26 protein-coding genes are annotated in these 26,431 nt (G+C 70.4%); 13 read left to right on the forward strand and 13 right to left on the reverse strand.

Annotated features, from left to right (window positions below):
- Positions 1 to 160: 160 nt before the first annotated feature.
- A complete protein-coding gene (gene mshD, locus OHB56_RS19955) occupies positions 161 to 1,111 on the forward strand; it encodes a mycothiol synthase (RefSeq protein WP_406354779.1) in 951 nt (316 codons plus the stop codon).
- A 91-nt stretch (positions 1,112 to 1,202) separates the two neighbouring features.
- On the opposite strand, the gene OHB56_RS19960 is transcribed toward mshD, so the two are convergent.
- The 5 genes from OHB56_RS19960 to OHB56_RS19980 all read right to left on the reverse strand — a co-directional run bounded on the left by OHB56_RS19960 (position 1,203) and on the right by OHB56_RS19980 (position 6,016).
- Positions 1,203 to 1,922 carry an ABC transporter gene (locus OHB56_RS19960; protein WP_406354781.1) on the reverse strand — a complete coding sequence of 240 codons (720 nt, stop codon included), beginning with the start codon at positions 1,920 to 1,922 and terminating at the stop codon, positions 1,203 to 1,205.
- Positions 1,910 to 3,511: an ABC transporter permease gene (locus OHB56_RS19965; RefSeq protein WP_406354783.1), complete on the reverse strand. Its 1,602-nt coding sequence runs from the start codon at positions 3,509 to 3,511 to the stop codon at positions 1,910 to 1,912. The genes OHB56_RS19960 and OHB56_RS19965 overlap by 13 nt, the downstream gene beginning before the upstream one ends.
- On the reverse strand, positions 3,508 to 4,404 hold the full coding sequence (locus OHB56_RS19970) for an ABC transporter ATP-binding protein (protein ID WP_326753512.1): 897 nt from the start codon (positions 4,402 to 4,404) through the stop codon (positions 3,508 to 3,510). Before OHB56_RS19970 ends, OHB56_RS19965 begins: the two co-directional genes overlap by 4 nt.
- An 83-nt stretch (positions 4,405 to 4,487) precedes the next feature.
- The gene (locus OHB56_RS19975; RefSeq protein ID WP_326753513.1) at positions 4,488 to 5,405 is read right to left on the reverse strand and encodes a zf-HC2 domain-containing protein; all 918 of its coding nucleotides are present in this window, start codon (positions 5,403 to 5,405) and stop codon (positions 4,488 to 4,490) included.
- Entirely contained in the window at positions 5,402 to 6,016 is a 615-nt protein-coding gene (locus tag OHB56_RS19980) for an RNA polymerase sigma factor (RefSeq protein ID WP_326753514.1), read from the reverse strand. The genes OHB56_RS19975 and OHB56_RS19980 overlap by 4 nt, the downstream gene beginning before the upstream one ends.
- A gap of 358 nt (positions 6,017 to 6,374) precedes the next feature.
- On the opposite strand from OHB56_RS19980, the gene OHB56_RS19985 reads away from it, so the two are divergent.
- From OHB56_RS19985 to pstB, 7 genes are all read left to right on the forward strand, one after another.
- The gene (locus OHB56_RS19985) at positions 6,375 to 8,768 is read left to right on the forward strand and encodes an RNA degradosome polyphosphate kinase (RefSeq protein WP_406354786.1); all 2,394 of its coding nucleotides are present in this window, start codon (positions 6,375 to 6,377) and stop codon (positions 8,766 to 8,768) included.
- A complete protein-coding gene (locus OHB56_RS19990; RefSeq protein ID WP_406354788.1) occupies positions 8,749 to 10,023 on the forward strand; it encodes a CHAD domain-containing protein in 1,275 nt (424 codons plus the stop codon). The genes OHB56_RS19985 and OHB56_RS19990 overlap by 20 nt, the downstream gene beginning before the upstream one ends.
- A gap of 10 nt (positions 10,024 to 10,033) precedes the next feature.
- Positions 10,034 to 10,495, forward strand: a complete 462-nt coding sequence (locus OHB56_RS19995) for an NUDIX hydrolase (RefSeq protein ID WP_326753517.1) — start codon at positions 10,034 to 10,036, stop codon at positions 10,493 to 10,495.
- 354 nt (positions 10,496 to 10,849) lie between these two features.
- Complete coding sequence (gene pstS, locus OHB56_RS20000; protein ID WP_406354789.1) at positions 10,850 to 11,983, forward strand: phosphate ABC transporter substrate-binding protein PstS; 1,134 nt, start codon at positions 10,850 to 10,852, stop codon at positions 11,981 to 11,983.
- A 107-nt stretch (positions 11,984 to 12,090) separates the two neighbouring features.
- Positions 12,091 to 13,095, forward strand: coding sequence for a phosphate ABC transporter permease subunit PstC (gene pstC / locus OHB56_RS20005; protein ID WP_326753519.1), 1,005 nt, complete (start codon positions 12,091 to 12,093; stop codon positions 13,093 to 13,095).
- Positions 13,092 to 14,156 carry a phosphate ABC transporter permease PstA gene (gene pstA, locus OHB56_RS20010; protein WP_326753520.1) on the forward strand — a complete coding sequence of 355 codons (1,065 nt, stop codon included), beginning with the start codon at positions 13,092 to 13,094 and terminating at the stop codon, positions 14,154 to 14,156. The genes pstC and pstA overlap by 4 nt, the downstream gene beginning before the upstream one ends.
- 43 nt (positions 14,157 to 14,199) lie before the next feature.
- The gene (gene pstB / locus OHB56_RS20015; protein ID WP_326753521.1) at positions 14,200 to 14,976 is read left to right on the forward strand and encodes a phosphate ABC transporter ATP-binding protein PstB; all 777 of its coding nucleotides are present in this window, start codon (positions 14,200 to 14,202) and stop codon (positions 14,974 to 14,976) included.
- Positions 14,977 to 15,124: 148 nt separating this feature from the next.
- Here the strand turns inward: pstB and OHB56_RS20020 are convergent, their stop codons facing one another.
- A complete protein-coding gene (locus tag OHB56_RS20020) occupies positions 15,125 to 16,123 on the reverse strand; it encodes an inorganic phosphate transporter (protein WP_326753522.1) in 999 nt (332 codons plus the stop codon).
- A gap of 8 nt (positions 16,124 to 16,131) precedes the next feature.
- Entirely contained in the window at positions 16,132 to 16,752 is a 621-nt protein-coding gene (locus tag OHB56_RS20025) for a DUF47 domain-containing protein (RefSeq protein ID WP_055592143.1), read from the reverse strand.
- A 237-nt stretch (positions 16,753 to 16,989) separates the two neighbouring features.
- Here OHB56_RS20025 and OHB56_RS20030 point away from each other — a divergent pair, with 237 nt between their 5' ends.
- Complete coding sequence (locus OHB56_RS20030; protein ID WP_326753523.1) at positions 16,990 to 17,481, forward strand: metal-sensitive transcriptional regulator; 492 nt, start codon at positions 16,990 to 16,992, stop codon at positions 17,479 to 17,481.
- A 65-nt stretch (positions 17,482 to 17,546) separates the two neighbouring features.
- On the opposite strand, the gene OHB56_RS20035 is transcribed toward OHB56_RS20030, so the two are convergent.
- Positions 17,547 to 17,762 carry a hypothetical protein gene (locus OHB56_RS20035; protein WP_326757062.1) on the reverse strand — a complete coding sequence of 72 codons (216 nt, stop codon included), beginning with the start codon at positions 17,760 to 17,762 and terminating at the stop codon, positions 17,547 to 17,549.
- A gap of 662 nt (positions 17,763 to 18,424) precedes the next feature.
- Positions 18,425 to 18,697, reverse strand: coding sequence for a hypothetical protein (locus OHB56_RS20040; protein WP_326753524.1), 273 nt, complete (start codon positions 18,695 to 18,697; stop codon positions 18,425 to 18,427).
- A gap of 167 nt (positions 18,698 to 18,864) precedes the next feature.
- On the opposite strand from OHB56_RS20040, the gene OHB56_RS20045 reads away from it, so the two are divergent.
- Positions 18,865 to 21,069, forward strand: coding sequence for a transporter substrate-binding domain-containing protein (locus OHB56_RS20045; protein WP_406354791.1), 2,205 nt, complete (start codon positions 18,865 to 18,867; stop codon positions 21,067 to 21,069).
- Positions 21,070 to 21,135: 66 nt separating this feature from the next.
- Here the strand turns inward: OHB56_RS20045 and OHB56_RS20050 are convergent, their stop codons facing one another.
- Positions 21,136 to 21,996 carry a hypothetical protein gene (locus OHB56_RS20050; RefSeq protein WP_326753526.1) on the reverse strand — a complete coding sequence of 287 codons (861 nt, stop codon included), beginning with the start codon at positions 21,994 to 21,996 and terminating at the stop codon, positions 21,136 to 21,138.
- Between the two features lie 130 nt (positions 21,997 to 22,126).
- Here OHB56_RS20050 and OHB56_RS20055 point away from each other — a divergent pair, with 130 nt between their 5' ends.
- Positions 22,127 to 22,288, forward strand: a complete 162-nt coding sequence (locus OHB56_RS20055; RefSeq protein ID WP_326753527.1) for a hypothetical protein — start codon at positions 22,127 to 22,129, stop codon at positions 22,286 to 22,288.
- Between the two features lie 87 nt (positions 22,289 to 22,375).
- Here OHB56_RS20055 and OHB56_RS20060 read toward each other — a convergent pair whose 3' ends face one another.
- The 3 genes from OHB56_RS20060 to OHB56_RS20070 all read right to left on the reverse strand — a co-directional run bounded on the left by OHB56_RS20060 (position 22,376) and on the right by OHB56_RS20070 (position 24,876).
- Positions 22,376 to 23,068 (reverse strand): phosphatase PAP2 family protein, encoded by a 693-nt coding sequence (locus OHB56_RS20060; RefSeq protein ID WP_406354793.1) that lies wholly within the window; start codon positions 23,066 to 23,068, stop codon positions 22,376 to 22,378.
- A gap of 211 nt (positions 23,069 to 23,279) precedes the next feature.
- Positions 23,280 to 24,290 carry an NlpC/P60 family protein gene (locus OHB56_RS20065; RefSeq protein WP_406359157.1) on the reverse strand — a complete coding sequence of 337 codons (1,011 nt, stop codon included), beginning with the start codon at positions 24,288 to 24,290 and terminating at the stop codon, positions 23,280 to 23,282.
- A gap of 175 nt (positions 24,291 to 24,465) precedes the next feature.
- Positions 24,466 to 24,876 (reverse strand): ATP-binding protein, encoded by a 411-nt coding sequence (locus tag OHB56_RS20070; RefSeq protein ID WP_406354795.1) that lies wholly within the window; start codon positions 24,874 to 24,876, stop codon positions 24,466 to 24,468.
- Positions 24,877 to 25,083: 207 nt separating this feature from the next.
- Here OHB56_RS20070 and OHB56_RS20075 point away from each other — a divergent pair, with 207 nt between their 5' ends.
- Both OHB56_RS20075 and OHB56_RS20080 read left to right on the forward strand, forming a co-directional pair.
- A complete protein-coding gene (locus OHB56_RS20075; RefSeq protein ID WP_406354796.1) occupies positions 25,084 to 25,929 on the forward strand; it encodes a helix-turn-helix domain-containing protein in 846 nt (281 codons plus the stop codon).
- A gap of 11 nt (positions 25,930 to 25,940) precedes the next feature.
- Positions 25,941 to 26,291 (forward strand): DUF397 domain-containing protein, encoded by a 351-nt coding sequence (locus tag OHB56_RS20080; protein WP_406354798.1) that lies wholly within the window; start codon positions 25,941 to 25,943, stop codon positions 26,289 to 26,291.
- Positions 26,292 to 26,431 lie beyond the last annotated feature (140 nt).

Below are 26,431 nucleotides of genomic sequence, written 5' to 3' on the forward strand. Positions count from 1 at the left end.
CCGCCCGGAAGCCTAAGGTCAACGCGCGTAGCGCGACAGGGGTTTCGCGGTTACATCCTGGTTATCTTTCCCGCCGCCGGTGGTGTCCGGGGCCGATCGGCTGGCACGGCGTGCTCCGTGTCCCGTCCGTTTTCGACGGGCTCGGCTTACCCTCGTACGCATGACCAGCGACGACACCGCACACTCCGGCCGCACCCGCTCGCTCCAGAGGTACGCCGCGCTCTCCCCGGAGCAGGTCGAGGCGGTTCTCGCCCTGCTCGGCGAGGCCGCCCGGACCGACGGACAGCAGGCGGTGTCCGAGCAGGGGCGGTTGCAGCTGCGCGGCGGGGAGCGGGCGGGCGTCTCGCATCTGCTGCTCTCCCTCACGGGCGAAGGAGACAGCGCCGACTCCGGTGAACTCGTCGGCTACGCCCAGTTGGAGGACACCGACCCGGTGGAGCCCCCGGCCGCCGAACTCGTCGTGCACCCCTCGCACCGGGGGCAGGGGCACGGGCGGGCGCTCGGGTCCGCGCTGCTCGCCGCCTCCGGCAAGCGGATGCGGGTGTGGGCGCACGGCGGTCACTCCGCCGCCCGGCACCTCGCCCAGGTCCTCGGCCTCACGCTTTTCCGCGAACTGCGGCAGATGCGGAGGTCGTTGACGGACCTGGACCTGCCCGACCCCGTCCTCCCCGAAGGCGTGACCGTACGCTCCTTCGTCCCCGGCCGGGACGACGCCGCCTGGCTCGCGCTGAACGCCTCCGCGTTCGCCCACCACCCCGAGCAGGGCTCCCTCACCCAGCGCGACCTCGACGACCGCAAAGCCGAACCCTGGTTCGACCCGAAGGGCTTCTTCCTCGCCGAGCGGGACGGCCGCCTCGTCGGCTTCCACTGGACCAAGGTGCACCGGACGGAGAACCTCGGCGAGGTGTACGTCCTCGGGGTGAGCCCGCAGGCCCAGGGCGGCGGGCTCGGCAAGTCCCTCACGACGATCGGGCTGCGGCACCTGGCGGGGCAGGGACTGCCGACCGTCATGCTGTACGTCGACGCCGACAACAAGGCGGCGGTGGCCGTCTACGAGCGACTGGGCTTCCTGACCCACGAGACGGACCTGATGTACCGCACCGAGACCTGAGACCCGAAGCCCGATCGGCCCCCGAGCCCCCGAGCCCGGGGCCGCGAGGCCCGCGTGCTCCGCTCCGGGCCCGGCCCCGATCCCGCGGACCTCAGGAGCGGGACCCGAGGCCTCCGCCGATCCGCCTCCGTACCGGCTCCGCCCCGCACACCGCCCACACCGCCAGGGCCGCGCACAGCAGTACCGTCCACCGGTCGTGGGCCGCCGCCCACCTCTCGTCGTCCGGCGCCACGAACAGGGCCCAGCGCTCCGGCCACAGCAGGGACGCCGGCACCGCCGTCGTGAACAGGGCGCTCGCGACGGCCTGGCCCGGCCGCGTGCTGTCCGACCGGCGGACGGCGAACGCCGCTCCGGCCAGGGCGAGGGCGAGGGCCGCCGCCGCTTCGAGGGTGACGCCGCCGACCGGGGGCCGTACGCCCGCGGGGACCAGCAGCAGCGCGACCGTCCACCCCAGGGCCGCGACCGGGACGACGGGGGCGAGGCGCAGGGTGTGCCGCACGGCACGCCGGGTCGGTACGGCGGCGGTGGTGTGCCGGGCCGGGTCGTCCAGCAGGAAGGCCGCGCCGAGCGCGAAGGCGAGGGCGGACATCCGCAGCGCGTTCAGCGCCAGCCGGCCGGTCGCGTCCTCCCCCAGCAGCCGGGGCGCGGCGGCGAACAGCAGCCCGAGGCCGCCCGCCACCCCGATCGCCCGCCACGGCAGCGTCCGTACGACCGGCCGCACCAGCGCGCGCCACGTCCCCGCGGCCCGGCTCGTGTCCCCGCTCGCGGCCCGGCTCGTGGCCCGGCTCGTGTCCCCGCTCACTCCTGGCATTCGTCCGCCTCCTCCGGCGCGTCCAGACCCAGCAGTTGCGCGGTCCGGTCCGTCGTCACCTCCGGGGTCGTCAGCTCGGCCCAGTGCGCCGTGACCTTCGCGCCGATCTCCTCCCGCGGCCGGTCCAGCAGTTCGCGGACGAGTTCGGTGTGCGCCGCGGTCATGGACAGCGGCTCCGTCTGCGAGACGACGACCGCCGAACCGGACGTGCTGTCGTCGACGCGGATGTCCCTCAGGTCGGACAGCGGGTCGGACCCGCCGGCCAGCGCCAGCCACATCACGGTGACGAGACGGCCGTCGCACAGGGTGCCCGCCACCGCCTCCTTCCCGGTGACCAGCACACCGGCCACGGCGACGGCGAACTCGGGGACGCGGTTGCCGCCCCACATCGTGCCGACGCTCACCTGGTCCGGGGCGGTGAGCGGGTCCATCGCCGCGTCGGTGGTCAGTCCGTACCGGGCCTCGACCCGCTGCCGTACGAGCAGCGACCGGTCCTGCACGGCGTCGCCCGCGAGGGAGTTCACCCGGTCCACGACCCCGGCCCAGTCGTCGGCGCGCGAGGTCCACTCCGGGAAGGCGCAGTAGGTCGTGCCGTCCCGTTCGACGCACTTCTGCAGCTCCTGCGGGGCGGTCGAGTACCGCGTACGGGCCTTCTCCGTCTCCGCCGGCACGCCGCCGGTCTGCATCACCGCACCCAGCAGCATCAGCGCCACCGCCCCGGCGAACCCGGCATGAACACCCCGGTTGCCGACGAACCGGCCCCGGAGGGCCCGCCCCGTGCCGGAAACGGAACCGGAACCGGGGCGGGCGCCGGCGCCCTCGCCGGAGACCAGCACCGCCGCCAGCGCCACGCTCAGCGCGAGCCCGGCGAGGTACAGGGCGTGCCAGGCGGCCGGACGGCCCAGCAGTTCGGACGGCAGGGTCCTGATGCTGTAATCGTCGACCACCGGCATCAGCCACCGGGTCGCGTCGCCTTCCTGGAACATCGCGGTGAACAGGGAGAAGAAGAGCAGCACGACGAGCAGCAGCGGCGCCGCCGCGAAGGCGGAGGCGAACAGGCGGGCGAACAGCACCCCGAGCGCCCCGAGCAGCAGCACGGACAGCGGCCCGGCGAGGAGTTCGCCCGGCGAACCGTTCCCGAGCGCACCGGGCTTGAGCGCCTCCCACCCGAACTGCCCTCCCACGCACACCGCGACGAGCAGCACCGCCGGTACGAGGGACAGCAGATGCGCGACGGTACGGCGCCACGGCGGCAGCACCAGCACGGCGAAGTGCCGCTCGGTGTCGTACCGCCGCGCCCGCAGCACGGCCTGGTTGACGGAGAGCAGCACCGCGAGTCCCACGAGCAGGGGGGCGGTCTGGGTGGCGCGGTCGGCGTCCTGAAGGGCGGGGAAGCCCTCGTAGGAGGTGCGCGTACGCCACACGGTCCAGCCGATGTACACGGCGAAGGCGAGGAGGACCGGCAGGCGCGTCAGCAGTATGCGGGCCTCGAAGCCGGCGAGGGCGAGCACGGCCGCCCAGGACGCGCGCGGTCCGGTCGGCGCGGTCTCCTCGGGCGGGGTCACGGTCGCGGTGGTCGTCGTGGTCATGCCGCCGCCTCCGCGCCGAAGCCGCCGCCCCTGCCGAGGCCACCGACGCCGCCGATGCCGTCGAGGGTGAGCAGGTAGCCGTCCTCCAGGGTGGGTTCGAGGAGAGCGGCGCCGTCGGGCGGATCGCCCACATTGCGGAAGGTGCCGAGGCCGGTGCGCCACCCCGCCTTCGCGCCGGGGTCGCGTTCGGCACTGCTCCACACCCGTCCGCCGGCCTGGGCGGTCAGCTCGGCGGGGGTGCCGTCGAAGTGGACGGTACCGGCGGCCATGACCACCACCCGGTTGCAGAGCATCGCCACGTCCTCGGTCTGGTGGGTGGACAGGAGGACGGTCCGCCCCTCACCGGCGTGGGCGATCAGCTCGCGGAACCGCATCCGCTGTTCGGGGTCCAGGCCGACGGTCGGCTCGTCGAGGACGAGGAAGGCGGGGTCGCCGACCAGGGCCGCGGCGAGGGCGGTCCGCTGGCGCATCCCGCCGGACAGCTTCCGCAGCCGCTTTCCGCGTACGCCGGTGAGCCCGACCTCGTCCAGTACGCGCCGCACCTCACGGTGGCGGGCGGTGCGGTCGGTGAGCTCCTTGAGGATCGCCACGTAGTCGACGAACTCGAAGGCGGTGAAGTCGGGGTGGAAACCGGGCGCCTGCGGCAGATAGCCGAGCCGGCGCCGGACCTCCTGACGGCCGCGCGAGGTGCCGGGGTCGTGGCCGAGCACCGTGAACACGCCCCGGTCGGCCGGAACCGCGGTGGCGAGCACCCTCAACAGGGTGGTCTTGCCCGCGCCGTTGGGCCCGAGCAGGCCGGTGACACCGGTGGACAGCCGCAGCGACACGTCGTCGAGGGCCCGGGTGCCACCGAAGTGGAGACTCAGCCCGGAGGCGGAAACGGTCGGGGTCATACAGAACTCCCGTACAGGTCGTGGAAGAAGCGGAAAAAGCAGAAGAAGTGGAAGAAGTGGTGGAGGAGGAGGAGCGGCGGCCTTCAGGCCATGCCGCCGCTGCCACCGCCCGTGCCCCTCGCCCGATTGAGGTCGAAACGGTCGCGGAGCAGGAAGAGCAGCCCGGCCGCCAGTACGGCGACCAGCGCCGACACCCCCTGCCCGGCCGCGGTGAACGGGGCGAGCGGGTCGGTCACGCCCTCCCGGCCCGTCCGCGCGACGAGCAGCAACGTGATCCAGGCGCCGCCGACGAGGGACGGCGCCAGCACCGGACCCAGGCGTGCCGTCAGGGCGAGGCCGGTGGCGCTGAGCGCGAGGGCGGGCAGCAGCCACGCCAGCGCTGCCGCCCCGTACCAGGGCAGGGCCAGCGTCGCCAGGCCGTTGAGGCCGAGCACGGCGCCGAGCACCGCCACCGTACGGATCATCAGCAGCCGGAACCCGGGCATCGGGGCGACGACCGCCATCTCGTACGTCGGGTCCAGCGCGGGCCCGTACGACAGCGCCACCCCGAGGAGCGGCAGCAGCGGCGCGAGGGCGAGGAAGAGGGTGGGCGAACCGGCGGTCGCGCCGGAGCGGCCCGCGACCACGGTCAGCAGCAGCACCGCGACGACCGCGCCCAGCCAGGAACGGCGCAGTACCGGCGTGGCCGCGAGGAGGCGCACGGTGTGATCGGCGACGCCGAGGCGCAGCAGCAGGGATTCCAGGAAGCCCGGCCGGGGTGCGTCCAGCTCGGCGTCGAGCCGTTCCCAGCCCGCGTCGAGCGCGACGGGGTCCGCGGCCTCGGCGAGGACGCCCCGGCAGTGCGCGCAGGCGGTGAGGTGGGTGTCGGCGGACCACAGCATCGGCGCCGCCAGCTCACCCCGCGCGTACGCCCGCAGGTCCTCCGCCGGCACGTGCCACCGCGAGCCGCCCCCCGGCCCCCCGGAACCACCGTTCGCGCCGTCCGTCGAGTCGTACGTCATGCCAGCGCCTCCCGCAGTTGCTTGCGGGCCCGCATCGCCCGCGTCTTGACCGTCCCCGGCGGTATGCCGAGCAGCACGGCCGCCTCACGGGTGGTCAGCCCGTCGACGACGGTGGCCTGGAGCACCGCGCGCAGTTCCGGCGACAGCCGGACCAGCGCACCGGCCAGGTCCCCGTGCTCCACCCCCGCGAGCACGCGTTCCTCCGCCGAGACCTCGTCCCGGTGCCGCAGCCGGGCCAGCGTCTGCCGCAGCCGGCCGCGTGCCCCGGCACCGCGCAGCGCGTCGATCAGCCGGCGCGAGGCGATCCGCCACAGCCACCCGGCAGCGTCCCCATGCGCCCCACGTGCCCCACGTGCCCCGCTCGCCCCGCTCGACGTGCCGGCGGCGGACACGGCGGGCGCCGCGTCCTCCCGGTACCGGGCCGTCCCCCGCCACACCGCGAGGAACGTCTCCTGCACGACGTCGTCGACGATCCCCGCATCGGCGCACCGGCTCCGCATCCGGGCGGTCAGCCACGGGGCGTAGCGCCGGTACAGCTCCTCGAAGGCACGCCGGTCAGCATCCTCGGCAACGGCACGCAGCAGCTCACCGTCGCTTCTCGTTTCGCTCACGTCCCCTCATCGGACGAGCCCAGCGGATCGGTTCACGCCCTCGCAGCCGTCCTCCGCCACCCGCCCAAGCCCTCGCCCCCTCACCCAGGCCCTCGCCGCCCCCGCCCCCGCCCCGCTCCGGGCCCCCGTCGCACCCCCACACCCGGCCCCTCCCCCGCCCAGCGCATACGGTCGCCCCGGGGACACCCGACCGGAGCGACACCCCACCGGCGTGGCCCCACCGGCGTGCGGGCGTCCGGTGCGCGCGCCGGGGTCCGGCCTCCGCGCGCCCGCCTCGGCCCCGGTGGGCCGCGCCCCGATAGCCCGCACGTCATGTCTCCGTAACCGGGGATTCAGACAGTCTTGCGACGCTCGGCGAATGCATCCCGTCGCGCCAGAGCCGCCCCCGCCCCCCAAGGGGAACGGGGCCGTCCCAGGGGCACGATCCTTCCCGCCCCCGCCGTCCGGCGCGCCTATAAGGCCCGTGGCGCGGAACAATGGATTCATGAGCCAGTCGAACGCCAAAATTGGCGCCACCGCCAAGGGTCAGGTACAAGCCACGGGCCAGGTACAACACACGCAGCCCTCCGTGGGCTCGATCGCCGCCCACCGGCCGCACACCGTGGCCGGGACGGTCTCCGATCTGGAACCGGACATCGACTCGGACCTGGACGTCTACGAGGACTCGGACACGGGCGGCGAGCCGCTCCCCCAGGGCAGGTTCCTCGACCGGGAGCGCAGCTGGCTCGCCTTCAACGAGCGCGTTCTGGAGCTCGCCGAGGACCCGAGCACCCCCCTCCTCGAGCGGGCCAACTTCCTCGCGATCTTCGCCAGCAACCTGGACGAGTTCTTCATGGTCCGGGTGGCCGGTCTCAAGCGCCGTATCGCCACCGGTGTCGCCACCCGCTCCGCGTCCGGCCTCCAGCCGCGCGAGGTGCTGGAGATGATCTGGTCCCGTTCGCGCGAGCTGATGGCACGGCACGCCGCCTGCTTCCACGAGGACGTCCTCCCCGGGCTGGCGGACGCGGGCATCCACCTGGTCCGCTGGAGCGAGCTGGCGGAGAAGGAGCAGGCCCGCCTGTTCACCCTCTTCCGGCACCAGATCTTCCCCGTGCTGACCCCCCTGGCGGTCGACCCGGTGCACCCCTTCCCGTACATATCGGGACTGTCGCTGAACCTGGCCGTGATCGTGCGCAACCCGGTCACCGGTCACCGGCACTTCGCCCGGGTCAAGGTGCCGCCGCTGCTGTCCCGCTTCCTGGAGAGCTCCCCGGGCCGTTACGTCCCCGTCGAGGACGTCATCGCCGCCCACCTGGAGGAGCTGTTCCCGGGCATGGAGGTGCTCCAGCACCACGCCTTCCGGCTCACCCGCAACGAGGACCTGGAGGTCGAGGAGGACGACACCGAGAACCTCCTCATCGCCCTGGAGAAGGAGCTCATGCGGCGCCGCTTCGGGCCGCCGGTGCGCCTCGAGGTCGAGGAGTCCATCGACCGTGACGTCCTGGACCTCCTGGTGCGCGAACTGAAGATCAGCGAGGCCGAGGTGTACCCGCTGCCGGGGCCGCTCGACCTCACCGGCCTCTTCCGCATCCACGGGCTCGACCGGCCGGAGCTGAAGTACCGCGCGTTCATCGCCGGCACGCACCGCGATCTCGCCGAGGTCGAGTCGGCGTCCGCGCCGGACGTCTTCGCCGCGCTCCGCAGCCGGGACGTGCTGCTGCACCACCCGTACGACTCGTTCTCCACTTCGGTGCAGGCCTTCCTGGAGCAGGCGGCGGCCGACCCGGACGTCCTGGCGATCAAGCAGACCCTGTACCGGACCTCCGGCGACTCCCCGATCGTCGACGCGCTCATCGACGCGGCCGAGTCCGGCAAGCAGGTCCTCGTCCTGGTCGAGATCAAGGCCCGCTTCGACGAGTCCGCCAACATCAAGTGGGCGCGCAAGCTGGAGGAGTCCGGCTGCCACGTCGTCTACGGCCTGGTCGGTCTGAAGACCCACTGCAAACTGTCCCTGGTGGTCCGCCAGGAGGGCGAGACGCTCCGGCGGTACAGCCACGTGGGCACCGGCAACTACCACCCGAAGACGGCCCGGCTCTACGAGGACCTCGGCCTGCTCACCGCCGACCCGCAGGTCGGCGCGGACCTCTCGGACCTGTTCAACCGCCTGTCCGGCTACTCCCGCCGCGAGACGTACCGGCGGCTGCTGGTCGCCCCCAAGTCCCTGCGCGACGGGTTGATCTCCCGGATCGACAAGGAGGCCCAGCACCACCGTGCCGGACGCCCCGCGTACGTCCGCATCAAGGTCAACTCGATGGTGGACGAGGCGATCATCGACGCCCTGTACCGGGCCTCGCAGGCGGGGGTGCCGGTGGACGTGTGGGTGCGTGGCATCTGCGCGATCCGGCCGGGCGTCGAAGGGCTGTCGGAGAACATCCGGGTCCGGTCCGTCCTCGGCCGCTTCCTCGAGCACTCCCGCGTCTTCTCCTTCGGCAACGGCGGCGAGCCCGAGGTGTGGTTCGGCAGCGCGGACATGATGCACCGCAACCTGGACCGCCGTATCGAGGCGCTGGTCAGGGTCGCCGACCCCGCCCACCGGGCGTCCCTGAACCGGCTGCTGGAGACCGGTATGTCCGACGCCACCACGTCCTGGCACCTCGGCCCGGACGGCGAGTGGACACGGCACGCGACGGACGCGGACGGCCGGCCCCTGCGACATATCCAGGAGATGCTCATAGACGCCCGGAGGCGCCGGCGTGGCACAGCAACACCTTGACCCGACGGACCCGAGAACCGGCTCAGGACCGGGCTCGGGCCCCGGCTCCGAGTCCGGCCCGAAGACCGGACTGACAACCGGACCGGACACCGGTCCGGTGCCCGGTCCGGTGGCCGCGGAGGCCCTGGCGGGTTATCTACGGGCCCAGGCCACCGAGTTCCTGCGCGCGCTGCGTCTCCACCGGGAGGCGGGGGCGGGCGCGGCGGCCTCCGAGGGTTCCGTCGAAGCGGCGCTCGCGCTGCGCCGGTCCGCCCGCCGGATCAGCGGCAGCCTGCACACCTTCCAGGCGGTCCTGGACCCCGACTGGTCCGAGGCGATGCGCCCGGAGCTGGCCTGGGTCTCCGGCACCCTGGCACTGGAACACGCCTGCTCGGCACGTCTGGAGCGGCTGCTCCAGGCACTGCACCGGCTGTCCGGCACGGCGGTGCTCCCGGCCCAGGGACCGGCCGGGGCCGGTCCGGCGGGCGGCCCCGGCGGCTCGGCCCGGTCCTCCGCCCCGGCCGCCGTCACCGCCACGGCCCCGGCCACCACCGCCGCCCCCGGGCGCGGCAGCCTCACCGTGGGCGCCGCCAAGGCCGGCGCCCTGCTGGACCGGCAGCTCACCCTGGCCCGGACCCGGGCGCACTCCACAGCGCTCCAGGCCCTCGGCTCCTCCCGGTTCCACGCCGTCGCCGACAAGGTCGCCGTGCTGGCCAGCGAGGTTCCGCTGACCCCGGCCGCCGACACCGCCGACCTGCGCCCGCCGGCCGAAGCCGCGCGGGAGCGGCTCGTCGACGCCGTCGCGGCGCTGCCCCTGATCACCGCGGGCAGCCCGTACAACGCGGAGGCGCTGGCCCACGGGCTGTCCCCGGACCCGGCTCCGCATCCGCAGGACGCCCCCTGGCACCAGGTCCGCCTGCTGCTGCGCCTGCACCGGTACGCCCTCGAGGTGCTGTACCGGGCCGCCGGAACCGCAGCGGCCGCAGAGCCCACCGCTCCCACCGCCGCCACCGTCCCCACCACCGCCTTCCCCACCACGACCCCCGCCGCCCCGCCCCCCGACCTCCTTCTGCTCGCCGCCGGCGAGGCCCTCGACCGGCACCGGGACGCGTCCGAGGCGTCGGCGGCCGCGGCGCACGCCGCCCGTACCCCGCGCATCGCCCCGGCCACGGCGTACGCGCTCGGGGTGCTCCACGCGGACCAGCGGCACGAGGTGGAGGCGGCACGGTACGCGTTCCAGCGCAGCTGGCAGAAGGACGTCCTCGGCTCGTTGTAGGGAGACCCCGGTGGACCCGACCCCGTCCGACCACGGCCACCGCGGCCCGCGCACGGCCTGCCGCCTGACCGTCCAGGCGGCGGGCTGCGTCCTGTGGCGCCGTTCGCCGGTCACGGGCACGCTCGAAGTGTGTCTCGTCCACCGCCCCAAGTACGACGACTGGTCCTGGCCCAAGGGAAAGCTGAAGCGCGGCGAGGACGCGCTCGCGGGCGCGCTGCGCGAGGTCGCCGAGGAGACGGGACACTCCGCCGTGACGGCCGCCGAGCTCCCGTCGGCGCACTATCTGGCGAACGGCCGCCCCAAGCGCGTCCGCTACTGGGCCGCCGAGGCGCTCTCCGGCACGTTCACCCCCAACGACGAGGTGGACCGCGTCCTGTGGCTCCCCCCGCACATGGCCCGCCGCCGGCTCACCGAGCCGAGGGACGCGGACCTGGTGGACGCCCTCCTCGCCACGTTCCGCCCGCCGGCATAACGGCTGCCGGCGCCTGCCGACGCCTCACCCGCGCACATGCCTTCCCCCACCGGACCACACCGGTGCCCGCACCGGTTCACCCCGTGTCCGCACTGTCCCACTGTCCCGCTCCTGCCCGACATCCGCCCGGTATCGTCCCGTGTCCTCGACGTAAGCGTTCCGTGACCTCACCGCACCGTCCATAGGGGTTCACCTCCCGTTCATGTACGACCACGGGCTGCTTCACCTCTTCTGCCTACTTTCGGCCTTACGGGATGCGAACCACCCGCCGAACGGGCACTCGCATCACTCGGACTGACTTCGTACTTCGCACGCCGCCGGAATTCAGGACGGCGGCTCCTGGAAGGAACTCAAGTGAAGCTTCAGCGCAAGAACCGGCGGGCCCTCGCTCTCGGTGCTCTCGCCGTCTCCGGCGCCCTGGCCCTCACGGCGTGCGGCTCGGACGACACCAGCGGTGGCACCGGCGGCGACGGCGGCAACAGCTCCGCCAGCGCTCAGGCCGGCAACATCGACTGCGCCGACGCCAAGGGCCAGCTCCAGGCCTCCGGCTCCTCCGCCCAGAAGAACGCGATCGACGCCTGGGTCAAGAACTACACGGCCGCCTGCAAGGACGTGCAGATCAACTACCGTCCCGACGGTTCCGGCGCCGGCATCACCGCCTTCCTCCAGGGTCAGACCGCGTTCGCCGGCTCCGACTCGGCCCTCAAGCCGGAGGAGATCGCGGACTCCAAGAAGATCTGCACCGACGGCCAGGCCATCGACCTGCCGATGGTCGGCGGCCCGATCGCGATCGGCTACAACGTCCCGGGGGTCGACGAGCTCGTCCTGGACGCCGCCACCATCTCGGAGATCTTCGACAGCAAGATCACCAACTGGAACGACGAGAAGATCGCGAAGCTGAACCCCGACGCGAAGCTTCCCGACCTGAAGATCCAGGCGTTCCACCGCTCGGACGAGTCCGGCACCACGGACAACTTCACCAAGTACCTGAAGGCCGCCGCGCCGAAGGCCTGGCCCTACGAGCCGGGCAAGTCGTGGGAGGCCAAGGGCGGCCAGTCCGCCCAGGGCTCCTCCGGTGTGGCGCAGCAGGTGAAGCAGACCGAGGGTGCGATCTCCTACTTCGAGCTCTCCTACGCCAAGGACATCAAGACCGTCGACGTGAAGACCGAGGCCGCCGAGCCGGTCAAGGCCACGATCGAGAACGCCACGGCCGCCATCGGCGCCGCCAAGGTCGTCGGCACCGGCAAGGACCTCGCGCTGGAGCTGGACTACACCCCCGAGGCCGAGGGCGCCTACCCCCTCGTCCTGGTGACCTACGAGATCGCCTGCGACAAGGGCAACAAGGCGGACACCCTGCCCGCCACGAAGTCCTTCCTGAACTACATGGCCTCCGAGGACGGTCAGGGCCTGCTGGCCGACGCCGGCTACGCCCCGATGCCCGAGGAGATCATCACCAAGGTTCGCGAGAACATCTCGAGCCTGAGCTGACCCGAGTGCGGTCCGGCTCCGCCACCCGGAGCCGGACCGCACCGTCCGGTGCACCGCCGCCAGGGGGATCCTCGAACAGCGAGGGATCCCGCAGACCGGAGACCCTGATGGACATATCCACACAGCAGACCGCCCCACCCCCCGCCCCCCTGCCCTCGCCGGCCGAGCGGAAGCGCGCCGCCCGCGGCGCCACCCGGCCCGGCGACCGGATCTTCCTCGGGCTCTCCCGGGGGTCCGGCATCCTCGTGCTCGCGATCATGGCCGCGATCGCGGGCTTCCTCACGTACCGCGCCGTCCTCGCGCTCGGCAACAACGAGGCCAACTTCTTCACGTCGTTCGACTGGAACCCCAGCGGCAACCCGCCGGAGTTCGGCATCGCGGTCCTGGTCTACGGCACCGTCGCGTCGTCGATCATCGCCATGGTCATCGCGGTCCCGGTCTCGGTGGGCATCGCGCTGTTCATCACGCACTACGCCCCGCGCAGGCTCGGCGGCCCCATCGCGTACGTGATCGACCTGCTCGCCGCCGTGCCGTCCATCGTCTACGGCCTGTGGGGCGCGCTCGTCCTGGTGCCGCACATGGACGGCCTCTACGGCTGGCTGAACGACTACCTCGGCTGGACCGGCATCTTCGAGTGGAACGGCGGCGCCGGGCGCTCGCTGTTCACCGTGGGCATCCTGCTCGCCCTGATGATCCTTCCGATCATCACCAGCGTCAGCCGTGAGGTCTTCCGGCAGGCGCCGCAGATGCACCAGGAGGCCGCCCTCGCGCTGGGCGCCACCCGCTGGGAGGTCATCCGCATGTCGGTGCTTCCCTTCGGCCGCTCCGGCGTGATCTCCGCCTCGATGCTGGGCCTCGGCCGCGCGCTCGGCGAGACGATGGCCGTGGCCATGATCCTCTCGCCGTCCTTCGACATCAACGCCAGCCTGCTCGACCCGGGCGGCGGCACGTTCGCGCAGAACATCGCCAGCAAGTTCAACGAGGCCACCGTGATGGGCCGGGACGCGCTGATCGCGTCCGGTCTGGTGCTCTTCGTGATCACCCTGCTGGTCAACGGCGGCGCCCGCCTGATCATCGCCCGTCGCAAGGAGTACTCGGGGGCCAACGCATGAGCCACGCAACGATCACCCCCAAGTCCGCGCACTCCCTGCACGGTGCCCGGCTCCCCAAGTGGTACGCCGTCGCCGTCGCCGCCGGCTCCGTCGCGCTGGGCCTCGGTATCAGCGCCGTGGCCGGCCTGGACAGCAGCATCCAGTGGGCACTGATCGCCGCGCTCCTCTTCGTCGTCGGCTCCTACGCCCTGTCGGCCACGGTCGAGGGCAAGCGCCAGGCCAAGGACCGCACCGCGACCAGCCTGGTCTGGGTCGCCTTCATCATCGCCGTCATCCCGCTGGCCTCCCTCATCTGGGAGACCCTCAAGCGCGGCGTGAAGGTCCTCGACGGCTACTTCCTCAGCCACTCCATGGGCGTCGTCGCCGACAGCGAGCCGGGCGGCGGTATCTACCACGCCATCCTCGGCACCCTGGAGCAGGTCGGAATCGCCTCCCTGATCTCGGTCCCGATCGGTGTGCTGACCGCGATCTACCTGGTCGAGTACGGGCGCGGCAAGCTCGCCCAGGCCGTCACCTTCTTCGTCGACGTCATGACGGGCATTCCGTCCATCGTCGCCGGTCTGTTCGTCCTCAGCCTGTGGATCATCATCCTGGACATGGGCTACTCCGGCTTCGCCGGGTCGCTCGCCCTGTGCATCCTGATGATCCCGGTGGTCGTCCGCTCCACGGAGGAGATGCTCAAGCTCGTTCCGAACGAGCTGCGCGAGGCGTCCCTGGCGCTCGGCATCCCGAAGTGGCGCACGATCCTGAAGGTCGTCCTGCCGACGTCCCTCGGCGGCATCACCACCGGCGTCATGCTGGCCATCGCCCGCATCACCGGTGAGACCGCTCCCGTGCTGCTGCTGGTCTGGGGTACGAGCGTGATCAACGCCAACCCCTTCCAGGACCCGCAGGCGTCACTGCCGATGTACATCTATCTGCAGTACCAGAACAGCGGCGGCGCCGGCGCGGCCTACGACCGCGCCTGGGCGGCGGCCCTGACGCTCATCGCGTTCATCATGATCCTCAACCTCGTGGCCCGCGGCATCGCCCGCTGGAAGGCCCCGAAGACCGGTCGCTGACGCGGCCATCAGCGACACGGACCCGAAAGAAGCAGTGATCCCCATGGCCAAGCGCATCGACATCAGCGGCCTCAACGCCTACTACAGCTCCTTCCTCGCCATCGAGGACATCTCGATGACCGTCGAGCCCCGCTCCGTGACCGCCTTCATCGGCCCGTCCGGCTGCGGCAAGTCGACCTTCCTGCGCACGCTCAACCGCATGCACGAGGTCACGCCCGGCGGCAGGGTCGAGGGCAAGGTCATGCTCGACGACGAGAACCTCTACGGCGCCGGCATCGACCCGGTCGCCGTGCGGCGCGAGGTCGGCATGGTCTTCCAGCGCCCCAACCCGTTCCCCACCATGTCGGTCTACGACAACGTGGCGGCCGGTCTGCGCCTGGCGGGCAAGTACAAGAAGTCCGAGCTGGACGGCATCGTCGAGAAGTCCCTCAAGGGCGCCAACCTCTGGAACGAGGTCAAGGACCGCCTGAACAAGCCCGGCTCGGGCCTCTCCGGCGGTCAGCAGCAGCGTCTGTGCATCGCCCGCGCGATCGCGGTCGAGCCGAAGGTGCTCCTGATGGACGAGCCCTGCTCCGCCCTGGACCCGATCTCCACCCTCGCCATCGAGGACCTGATCGGCCAGCTCAAGGAGCAGTTCACGATCGTCATCGTGACGCACAACATGCAGCAGGCCGCGCGCGTCTCGGACCGTACGGCCTTCTTCAACCTGTCTGCCGTCGGCCAGCCCGGCAAGCTGATCGAGATCGACGACACGGAGCGCATCTTCTCCAACCCGTCGGTCCAGGCCACCGAGGACTACATCTCCGGCCGCTTCGGCTGATCAGACCCCTCGCGGTGCTGCATGGCGGTGCCACCGCGAGGACGAGAAGGGCCCGCCCCCCACTACCGGGGGGCGGGCCCCTTCCTTGGTCCGTACGGTGCCGGACGCGAGGCGCGAGACGCCGGGCGCCGTCGGGCGCCGGCGCCGGCTACAGGAATGCCAGGTACACGAGCCCGTACGAGGCCGCCGCCACCAGGGCCGCCGCGGGCATGGTGATGAACCAGCCCAGGACGATGTTCTTGGCGACGCCCCAGCGCACCGCGTTCACCCGCTTCGTCGCGCCGACACCCATGATCGCCGAGGTGATCACGTGCGTCGTCGAGATCGGGGCGTGGAACAGGTACGCCGACCCGAACATGATGGTCGCGCCGGTGGCCTCCGCCGCGAAGCCCTGCGGCGGATCCAGCTCGATGATCTTCCGCCCGAGCGTCCGCATGATGCGCCAGCCGCCGGCGTAGGTACCCGCCGACAGCATCAGGGCGCAGGAGAGCTTCACCCACACCGGGATCGGGTCGCTGTACTCCTCGACGTCGGCGATGACGAGGGCCATCACCACGATGCCCATCGTCTTCTGCGCGTCCTGAAGACCGTGGCCGAGCGCCATGCCGGCCGCCGACACGGTCTGCGCGATGCGGAAGCCCCGCTTGGCCTTGTGCGGATTGGAGTTCCGGAAGATCCACATGATCGCCGTCATGACCAGGTAGCCCGCGAGCAGGCCCACGATCGGCGACACGAACATCGGGATGACGACCTTCTCGAGCACCCCGTCCCAGTACACCGTCGTCCCGCCGGCCAGCGCCGCTCCGACCATGCCGCCGAACAGGGCGTGCGAGGAGGAGGACGGAAGGCCGTAGTACCAGGTGATGAGGTTCCAGGTGATCGCGCCGACCAGCGCGGCGAACAGGATCCCCATGCCCGTCGAGCCCTCGGGGGTCTGGATCAGTCCCTCACTGACGGTCTTGGCGACCCCGGACCCCAGGAACGCGCCGGCCAGGTTCATGACGGCTGCCATCGCGAGCGCCACGCGCGGGGTGAGCGCACGGGTCGACACCGAGGTGGCGATGGCGTTCGCCGAATCGTGGAAGCCGTTCGTGTACGTGAAGAAGAGCGCGACCCCGATGGTCACGATCAGAGCGAAGGTGTCCATGAAGGGGTTCAGGACTCCTTGACGGCGATGGTCTCCACCGTGTTCGCCACATGCTCGAAGGCGTCGGCCGCCTCCTCGAGTACATCCACGATCTGCTTCAGCTTGAGCACCTCGATGGCGTCGTACTTGCCGCTGAAGAGGTGCGCCAGGAGCTTGCGGTGGATCTGGTCGGCCTGGTTCTCCAGGCGGTTGATCTCGATCCAGTACTCGGTGAGGCTGTCCATGGTGCGCAGGTTCGGCATGGCCTCGGCGGTGAGCTCGGCGGCTCGCACCAGGACCTCGATCTGCTGGTCGACGCCCTTGGGAAGTTCCTCGACCTTGTAGAGGACGACCAGGTCGACGGCCTCCTCCATGAAGTCCATGATGTCGTCGAGGGACGACGCGAGGGAGTAGATGTCCTCGCGGTCGAAGGGCGTGATGAACGAGGAGTTCAGCTGGTGGAAGATCGCATGGGTGGCGTCGTCACCCGCGTGTTCCGCAGCCCGCATACGCTCGGCGATCTCGCCCCGGTCAGGGGTGTCCGCCCCGAGCAGTTCCATGAGGAGTTTCGAGCCCGTGACGATGTTGTCCGCGGACGCGGCGAACATGTCGTAGAAGCTCGTCTCCCTGGGGGTCAGACGAAAGCGCACGTGGGGTCCTCGGGGTGCATCGGGTTCGGTGTGGCTGATGCTAGGCGCACCGTCCAGCCACGACTACGGGCCGCCCACCAGTGTCACTCATCGAGCAACACGGCGGACACGGGGGCGGCCCAGGCTGTGCCACGGCCGGTACCGACGGCACCGGCCACAGTCCCTATACCCAGCAAAGTTCGGTACCATATACCCACCAGGGGTATATGTCGCCCGCCATTGCACCAGGAGGACGCGATGACGACCACCGAGACCGGCGCGGACGTGCCCCCTTCTCCGGACGGGGCGGACGTGACGCGAGCAACGGCCGCAACCGGAACGAAAAGCATCGCCGATACCCCGGATGTGACCGATTCGACGGGCAGGTCCCCCGGTGCGTCGACCGCTTCCGCTCCCGACTCCGTGCCCGACTCCGCTCCCGGCATCGTGACCGATCACGACCGGGGCATCCACGGCTACCACCACGAGAAGCAGGAACACCTCAAGCGCCTGCGCCGCATCGAGGGCCAGATCCGGGGCCTCCAGCGGATGGTCGACGAGGACGTCTACTGCATCGACATACTCACGCAGGTGTCCGCCTCCACCAAGGCCCTGCAGTCCTTCGCGCTGCAACTGCTGGAGGAGCACCTGCGCCACTGCGTGGCGGACGCGGCCCTCAAGGGCGGCGACGAGATCGACGCCAAGGTGAAGGAAGCCACCCAGGCCATCGCCCGCATGCTCCGCACCTGACCCGCCGGCCCCGGACCCGACCGCTACGAACCGGACCGGTACGAGCCGAACCGCTACGAACCGGATCAGTACGAGCCGGACCGGTACGGACGACGCACACGCACCCCGACCACCGGCTCCGCACACACCTCGGCCACCCGCAACACCTTGTCGATACTCTCCAGGCTGAGCGGCCCCTGGGCTGCGGAAGCGGCGATGATCAGCTCTCCGCACAGTTCGATCTCGGCGAGGGCCACATGGTCCTGAACCATCCCACCCCTGAGCGGAGCCACGCCCGTCACCTCATCCATGCGGTCATGCGGTCATAGGCTCCCTAGCCTAGGCAGCCTCACGCTCCCCGCGCATGGCACGTAAGGACTAGGCACTTCCGTCCGGATGATCAGAAGGCCCGGACGAAGAAGCCGCCTCCCGACGGCTCTCACGGCCGTACTCCTTGTCCGGGTTCGTGTCGAAGTGCAGCGTCGAAGAGCGGCTCGACAGCCCCCTCGGTCCCCGTCGCCGGGAAGACTCCACTCCAGCTCACTCCCACGCCCTCCCACTCCGCAGCGCTTTCCCGGCCCGGGGCGCTCCTGACTCCGCGGCACTCCTGTTTCCGCGGCCCTGACTTCAGGGCGCTCGATTCCGCGCGACCGAATGGGGCCCCGTTGCGTTCGGGACCCCATTCGCCATTCGACCCCGGGTTCAATGACCAGAGATTCGTCACGGGAATCTTCTTCGGGTCTCCGTAAGCCGGCACCCTTCGAAGTCCGGTTCTCATCCCGTCGGCATCGATCCGATTCGATGCGCCTCGCCGCATCAACGGATCAGCGGCCCCGGGCCGGCGGATTCCGCCCTCGCTCACACCATCGGGCGACCACGGACCCATCTGAAAAGCCGCAAGCCGCCCCCCGGAACGACGAAGACGTCGGACGGGAGACGTCGTGTCCTACGGCTCCGGAAGTCGTTACCTGGTAATACGCGGAGCGCGCTGCCGCACAAGGCGGATCCTCCGACGGGCCCTGCGCACCTCACCACCGGAGCGGGGGTCGGGGCCGGCGGGACGGTTGGCGCCGGCCGGCCTCAGCGACAGGGAGGCGACGAGGAGAGCGGCCAGGTCGATCCAGCCGGAAGGGAGTTCCAGGAGGATGAGCGCCGCTCCGGCGACCAGGACAACGGCGGTGGTGACGAGTCGGCTGCGGGAAAGGAACGTGCCGCGGGCCTTCGGGCGGTTTCGCATATCGGTTGCCTTCCAGATGCGTGGAACAGGTGGAGGACCAGCGTGCGACGGTGATCCGATGTCCGTGCGCGTCCGTTCACGTCCACGTATGTCCGCGCACCTCACAGCAGTGAATCCGGACGAATTCCGAGGACACCACGGACAAGGACGACAGGAGAAGCGACGACATGCACGAAGAAGAGCGGCCCACCCAGCCACCGCGGCCCGTCCAACCACCGCGCTCCGCCCAACCGTCACGGTCCGCCCGGTCGTCGCACAAACGACTCGGCCCGGTCGAGGCGGATACACCCGAGGCCGCCGCGCTCGCGGAGTGGTTACGTAAACGCGTAAGCGGCTACTCGCTGCGCAGGCTGGAGAAGATCTTCCCTCACCACCCCCGCCGTACCCAGTGGAACCACTTCCTCAACGGCCACAAGCTGGTCCCCCTGTGGATTCTGAACGACGTCGTCTCCACTCTCGTGCCCCCACCGGAGCGGCAACTGCAGCGGGGTGTGGGGCAGCAGTTGCTGGCAGCGGCCGAAGCCGCGGAAGAAGCCAGGAACACCCAGCGGCCGGCCGGGTCCCCGGCCATCGCTTCCCCCGGGACCGTGCACGAACAGCAGATCCGGTTGAACGAGGCGCTCCAAGGCCAGCTCAAGGCACAGGAGACGGTGCAGAGCCTCACCCATCTCATCTACGCCTTCGTTACCGCGATGGCCGACCTGAACCAGCGCTGCCGGAACCTGGAAACCGAACGGGACGAAGCGCGCCTGCGGTTGACCCAGCAGGAAATGCAGACAACGACGACCAATCAGCAACGCGCGGCCGAGAACACGAGACGCGCGGCCCAGGACGCACAGCGTCTGGCCGAGACCGAACAGCGGCTGGCCGAGACCGAACAGCGGCTGGCCGAGTTCAAGGAACGACTCGCTCGTGCCCGCAGGGAGAAACAGAACGCCGAAGACCTTCGCATCGAGGCGTTCCGGCAAGCCGAGGAACGGCGTCTCGCGCTCGAGCAGCCTGTGCGGCCCGGTGCCTCTCCTGGTTCAGCCGACGAGGACATCGGCGAGCTGTCCGTGCCTCAGCCGTGGGAGTACGACCGCTTCCTCGAGGCCGCCGACGTACAACTCGACGCCCACGAAGCCGGGATGGAAGCCGTCCGCGAACAGCTCGGCAACCCCGCCCCGCCCCCGCCCGAGGGGCCGCCCACGGTCCCCGGCCGCGTCATCACCACCATGTCCACGGACAGCCCGGACAACGCCCCGACCAGCGGAAACCCTGTCCCCACAGCGTCCGCGGACATACCGGACAGGCTCGGCGGCAGCCCCGCCACCACGCCGGACGGCCCCCCTGCCAGGTCCGGGAACGCCAGCAGGCAGAGCCAGGGAGGCCCCTCCCCCAGGGGCGGAACCAAAGACCGTCCCCGACGCGGCCGCAAGGGCCTGCGCCTCGCGCTCGCAGGCGCCACCTGTCTGGCCGTCCTCGCCGGCGGAGGATGGCTCATCCAGAATTACACGGGCACCGACGGCGCCTCCTCATCCGCCGCCCCAGGCCCGTCCGGAACACCCGAGGACACCGCCCTGGAAAGACTCCAGAAAGCAAAGAGCGGCGGACCCAAGTGGAAAGTAGGCGTAAAAAGGGAACAACCAGGTCTGAGTGAATACAAGGACAAGGAGTGGGTCGGCGCAGAAATCAAGTACGCGAAGAAGCTCCTCGGCACCTTGGGCCTCAAAGAGGACCAATACGAGTTCGTAGGCGTAGCAACGAACAACCGGGCAGGTTCACTGAATGAAAAGGAGGTCGATATTTTCATCGGAACGTACGGGATCTCGGAGATCCGAAAGAAGGGCACCAGGAAAGGACAACCTGCCGTCATTTTCGCCGGACCATACCTCGAAACGCCTCAAAAAATAATGATGCAGAGGCATCCGGGCTCCAATAAAGCAATGATTCACGGAGAACCGGAAACCGTTCGTTCCTTCACGGATATTCCCCCCAGAGCCCGCGTATGCCTGGTCGATGGATCCAGTGCGGAGGCGTACGTCGAGGAAGAGGTGAAGCGAGGGAGATTCCAAAACAAAATCTCCAGGAAAAGCGACTACGATCTTTGTGTCGACGAGCTCACCGGGGACCAGGACGTGGTGATGACAGACGCCACCATCCTGCAGGGATTCCTCGAGGAGAATCCGGGGGAGTACATCCTCGCCGACGACAGTTTCGGCGAGCGCGAGAAGTACGGAATCGGCCTGAACAAGAACAGCCTGCTCCTCAAGGAGAAAGTCTGCGAAGCCATGAGGGAGACAATGGAAGAAAGGGATGAGATCTACGACACGCTGGTCGGCGGCAGGGAGGAGTTCCTGCCCAGGAAAATGACCGAGTGCTCCCCTTCCTGACGCAGGGAGCCACCGGCGTTTCACACCGGGCCGGGCCGGAGGGCCGGCACCGGAGCCAGTGGCGGTTCACTCCTTCGCGATCCGGCCCGCGTAGATGTCCTCGGCCTCCGGCAGGCGTACGTCGACCGGAGCGCCGAAGTCGTGGAGCAGGGTGGTGGAGGCGACCGCGACCGGGGCGGACCGCTCCTCGTTCACGAAGCTGAAGCGGTGCCGGACCTTGCGGATGCGTCCCTGGTCGTCGAGGTAGACGTCGAAGGGGACCTCGGAGGTGGCGAATTCGCTCGCCGCCGCGCCGAGCGTCCTCCTGTTCGCCTCCGAGGCGGCCTGCGCGGCCTCGTGCAGATCCGCGGTGCCCCGGTAGTGGCGCACCGGGACGCCCGCGAACTCCGTCCTCCCCACGTACGTCGCCGTCCGCGCCCCGCGCAGCAGCTCGGCGGCGGTGAACGGGTCGGTGACCCCGCCGGTGACGAGATTCCCGTCGGGCAGGGTCCCCGTGTCCACCCGCACCCACTTGTTGGCGGGCACTCCGGCGCCCCGGTTCTTCATGAACAAGGCGCCCGGCGCGAGCAGCTCGGTGATGGGCCGGCTCACCGGCGCCCCGGACGGGTCCTGCGGCAGCAGCACCTTCAGCCGGCCGATCCGCTTCCGGTAGTCGTAGACACCCTCCCCGCGGATGGTCACGCGGGTGCCGCCGGTGGCCATCTCCATGGACGTACGCGCCTTGGAGCTGCCCGCGTCCACCAGCGCGTCCGCGGCCTCCCGCACGGCCGCCGCCACCTCCCCGGCGGTCGTGCCGCCGCCCCCGCCGCCGGTCGCGGCCCCGCTGCGGCCGCACCCCGAGACACCCACGAGGGCCAGCCCGCAGGCCACCCCGAGAACAACGACCGCATCACCGATCCGCGTACGCCGCGGTTGCCGTCCAGCCATGGTCCGCCTACCCCCGCTACGTCCGACACGGGCTATCCCTTTTCCAGGGTTAACGACCGGTAGGGAGCCCCGTCACGGACCTCGTCACGGGCCGTGTCACGCGACCCCGCCCGGGCGGTACCTTGGTGAGGTGGAACAGCAGGACACCAAGGAGCGCTCCCCGGAGCACCGGATCACCACCGCCGAACTGGGACCTTTCTGCTTCGCCCGCTGCAGTTGCGGCTGGCGCGGCCCCGCGCGAAGAGCCAGGAGCCTCGCCCGTACCGAGGGCCGGAAACACGCGGTGGGGTGACCCCGGGTGCATACCCGGGGGTCACCCCACCGACCGATCCGCGCCCCGCGCCCCGCGTTCGGTGCGGGAGGAGGCGCGCCGCGCGGCCTACGCCGCCAGGTCCCGCCTCCCCGTCTCCGACGACCGGGCCCCTCCGTGCGTCACCCGTGCGTCGTCCTGTCGCCCTTTGATCAGCCACGCCCCCCGGCGCGACTGCTCGACCGACCGCATCAACGGGGTCAACAGCGCCATGGCGGGCGGCGAGAGCAGCAGCGCGACCGCCGTGCCGAGCGCGAGCCCGCCCACGACGTCGGTCGGGTAGTGCACGCCCATGTAGACCCGGATGAAGCCTCCCAGCACGCCGAACGCCAGGCCGATCATCCCGAGCCGCCGGTTGGCCAGGAACAACCCCACCGCCAGCGCCATGCAGAGCGTCGCGTGGTCGCTGACGAACGAGTAGTCGGTCTTGCCGTCGACCAGGACCTCGAGCCCCTCGTGGTCGAGGAAGGGTCTGCGCCGTTCCACGAACTCGCGGATCGGCACGTTGACCAGGACCGCGACACCTGCCGCGAGCGGGGCCCACACCAGGGCCGCCACGGTCGGGGCCGCGTCCTCGCCGCCCCGCTTCCTGACGCCCCACCAGCACCACATCACCATCGCGATCAGGGCGAACAGCAGGCCGAACTCGCCCACGAACTCCATGACATGGTCGAACCAGGGAGGCGCGGCCTTCGCCAGGCCGTTGATGTCGTACAGCAGGTCGACGTCGGGGTTCGACCCGGAATCGGCGAGTCCAGCCATTGGTGCTGAGGCCCCTTCATCATCTCTCTCGGCGCACCGTGCGATACGCCATTCCGCCACCCCCGTGGTGTGTAGATCCGCTGACTGTTCGGGCTACGACAACAGGAACGCACGGCTCCCGCATGTACGTTCCAGCTCCACCGAATGATCACGCAGACGTTATCGAAGAGAGATTCGTCATCGCAGCTCAGGGGGCCGGTTCAGCGGCCGCTCAGACCGTCGTGGGGAGTGCTTTCGCGCCATCTTCGGTGACACGGGTGGCACCAAAGTAATCAGGTGTGTCGATCGGGTCGAATCGGATCACCGCACCCGGACGCGGCGCATTGATCATGTACCCACCGCCGACATAAATGCCCACATGCCGGATCGCCCGTGAATCGGTGAGGTCGTCCGAGAAGAAGACCAGATCGCCGGGGAGCAGTTCGTCCCGCGCGGGATGCGGTCCCGCGTTGTACTGGTCGTTCGCCACCCGCGGCAGCGTGATCCCCACACTCTCGTACGCGGCCTTCGTCAACCCCGAGCAGTCGAAGCGTCCTCCCTGGTCAGCGGTACCGTTACCGCCCCAGAGATAGAGGGTGCCGAGCTTCTTCTGGGCGTAGGCGATGGCCCCGGCCGCCTGCTTGGACGGGTCGACCCGGCCGACCGGAGCGGCGAAGCTCTTCTCCAGGGAGAGGATGCGCTGGACGTAGTTCTGCGTCTCCTTGTACGGCGGCACCCCGCTGTACTTGATGACCGCGTACGCCCCGGCGTTGTAGGAGGCCAGCATGTTTTCGGTCGGATTCCCCGGGACGTCCTTCACGTAGCCCGCGAGGGCGCAGTCGTACGTCGCCGCCGACGGGATCGCGTCGTTCGGGTCCCATACGTCCCGGTCCCCGTCCCCGTCCCCGTCGACCCCGTGGGTGGCCCAGGTGCCGGGGATGAACTGGGCGATGCCCTGCGCCGCCGCGTGACTCTGCGCCTTCGGGTTGAACCCGCTCTCCTGGTAGAGCTGGGCGGCGAGCAGCGCCGGGTTGATCGCCGGGCAGAGATTGCCCCAGGTCTGCACGAGCTGCTGGTACGCGGCCGGCACGGCGCCCTTCGCCAGCGCCTTGGCGGCCCCGCCGCCGACCCCGCCCGCGAGGTTCCCCGCGACGACGTAGACCCCGACGGCGAGCAGCATGACGAAGGCGAGCACGGAGCCCCCGGCCACCCCTGCCGCGATCCAGGCCTTACGCACCGTCAACCGCCCCTCGTCGTACAGGAGTCCGCCGCTCACGTTCGTGGGTCAGTGTAGAGGCGGGCGCCCCTCTCCGGGGTGATCATGTGAAGGGAGCGACGAGCGCGTCGCGCGGGCCCGGACGCACGACGAGGTACGGCGAGGTACGGCGAGGTACGGCGAGGTACGGCGAGGTACGGCGTCAACCGCCGCACTCCGCCCACACCAACTTCCCTCCGCCCACGGCCCCCGCACCCCACGCAGACGCACACGCCCGCACCAGCGGCAGCCCCCGCCCGTTCTCGGAGTCGTCCGGCGGCGCGTCGAGCACCACCGCGCCGGTGAGACCCGGCGGCACCCACGGGTCCGTGTCCCACACCCCGACCCGCAGCCGCCCCGCCTCGGCGGCACGCACCCGCAGGGCGTAAGGACCGGTGGTGTGCAGGTGCGCGTTGGCCAGCAGCTCGGCGGCCACCAGCTCGGCCGTCGGCGCGAGCTCTCCGAGACCGTGCGCCCCCAGCACGGTCCGCAGGGTGACCCGGGCGATGCGCGGAGCGCGGGGGTCGTGCGGGAGCTGGAGGGTGTAGGACCAGGGCGGGGCTACGGTGGGCATGGAAGTCTCCGATCACTGAAGGCAGTTGATGGATTGCGTACGGTGGTGACCCAGTGGCGGTGTCGATCCGTCGATCGGTGCACTTCTGGGGCGAGGGCGCCGAAAATTAAAGTAGCGACGCTCCAGCTAACGCATTAGCCAGATGCTCGAATCTGCATTAGTTGCCACCCCTATGGGTGACAGGTGCGCCAGGGAGGCGTCAGGACCGTGAGAACCAGGCCGACCGGCCGTCAGCTCCGCTTGGGCGTGGAGCTGCGAAAACTCCGGGAGCGTGCAGGGCTCACCGCGACGGAGGCCGGTCAACTTCTCGGCGTGAAGCAAAACCAGGTCAGCAACACCGAGGCCGGACGCATCGGTGTGAGTCCCGAACGCGTGCGCACCCTGGCCCACCACTACAAGTGCGGCGATCCGGTTCTCATCCAGGCGCTCAGCGACATGACCGCCGACCGCAGACGCGGCTGGTGGGAGGAGTACCGGGAGATCTTGCCCGCCGCCCTGCTGGATCTGGCCGAAGTCGAGCATCATGCAGCCCGGCTGCGCGGTGCCGTGACCGTCCACATCCCAGGGCTGCTCCAGACCACCGAACACGCTCGCGCGCTGTTCCGTCACGTGGTGCCCGAGTTCCCGCCCCCGGACATCGAGCACCGGGTGTCGTTCCGCATCAAGCGCCAAGCCGTGCTGTACCGCGACTCGTCCACCCCCTACCAAGCCGTCATTCACGAAGCGGCCCTACGCATGCAGTTCGGCGGCCCCACGGTCGCCGCCGCACAACTGCGGCACCTGCTGGACATGAGCGAGCGGGACCACATCACCCTGAAGGTGCTGCCGTTCACCGCCGGGGGCTTCCCGGGTTCCGGGCAGTCGATCTTCTACTCGCACGGTCCCGTCCCCCAACTGGACACCGTCCATCTCGACCAGTCGCACGGTCCCGTCTTTCTCGACGCCGAGGCCCAACTGGACATGTATCGGGTGCTGCTGGAACGGCTGGATTCCACAGCACTCACCCCGGAAGGGTCCCGCAACGTGATCCACCACCTCATCCGAGACCTGTGAAAGGAAGCTCGATGTCCCACCTCAAGTGGCAGAGGTCGTCCCTGTGCGGCACGGGCGACTCATGCGTCCACGTGGCCGCCACCTCCCAGGCCATCCACATAACCGAGTCCGCCGATCCCAGCGGAGCGATACTCACCGCCACCCCTGACGACTTCCTGACCCTTGTTCAGGCACTCAAGGGGGAGCGGCAGACGGCGGAGGACCGGCGGACCGGCATCGAGGTGACCGTCGACGATGACACGGTCCGTATCCGCGCCACCGCTGCCCCCGACACCACGGTCACCACGGACCGCCGCAAGTGGGACACCTTCGTCCTGGGCGTGCGCGCGGGTGAGTTCGACCATTTTTTCGCCCGACCGTGATACACAGAGTGACGATACGACTCATCACCCACCTGCTCGCGCCCCTCCCGGCAACCGGCGCGCGCGGGTGACAGCGATTGTTCATACGAAACCCGCCAACTAATGACGCCGAGTCGGCATGCGACGACGTCATCGTCGGC

This window comes from Streptomyces sp. NBC_01635 (genome assembly GCF_045209715.1).
GTDB lineage: Bacteria > Actinomycetota > Actinomycetes > Streptomycetales > Streptomycetaceae > Streptomyces > Streptomyces hirsutus.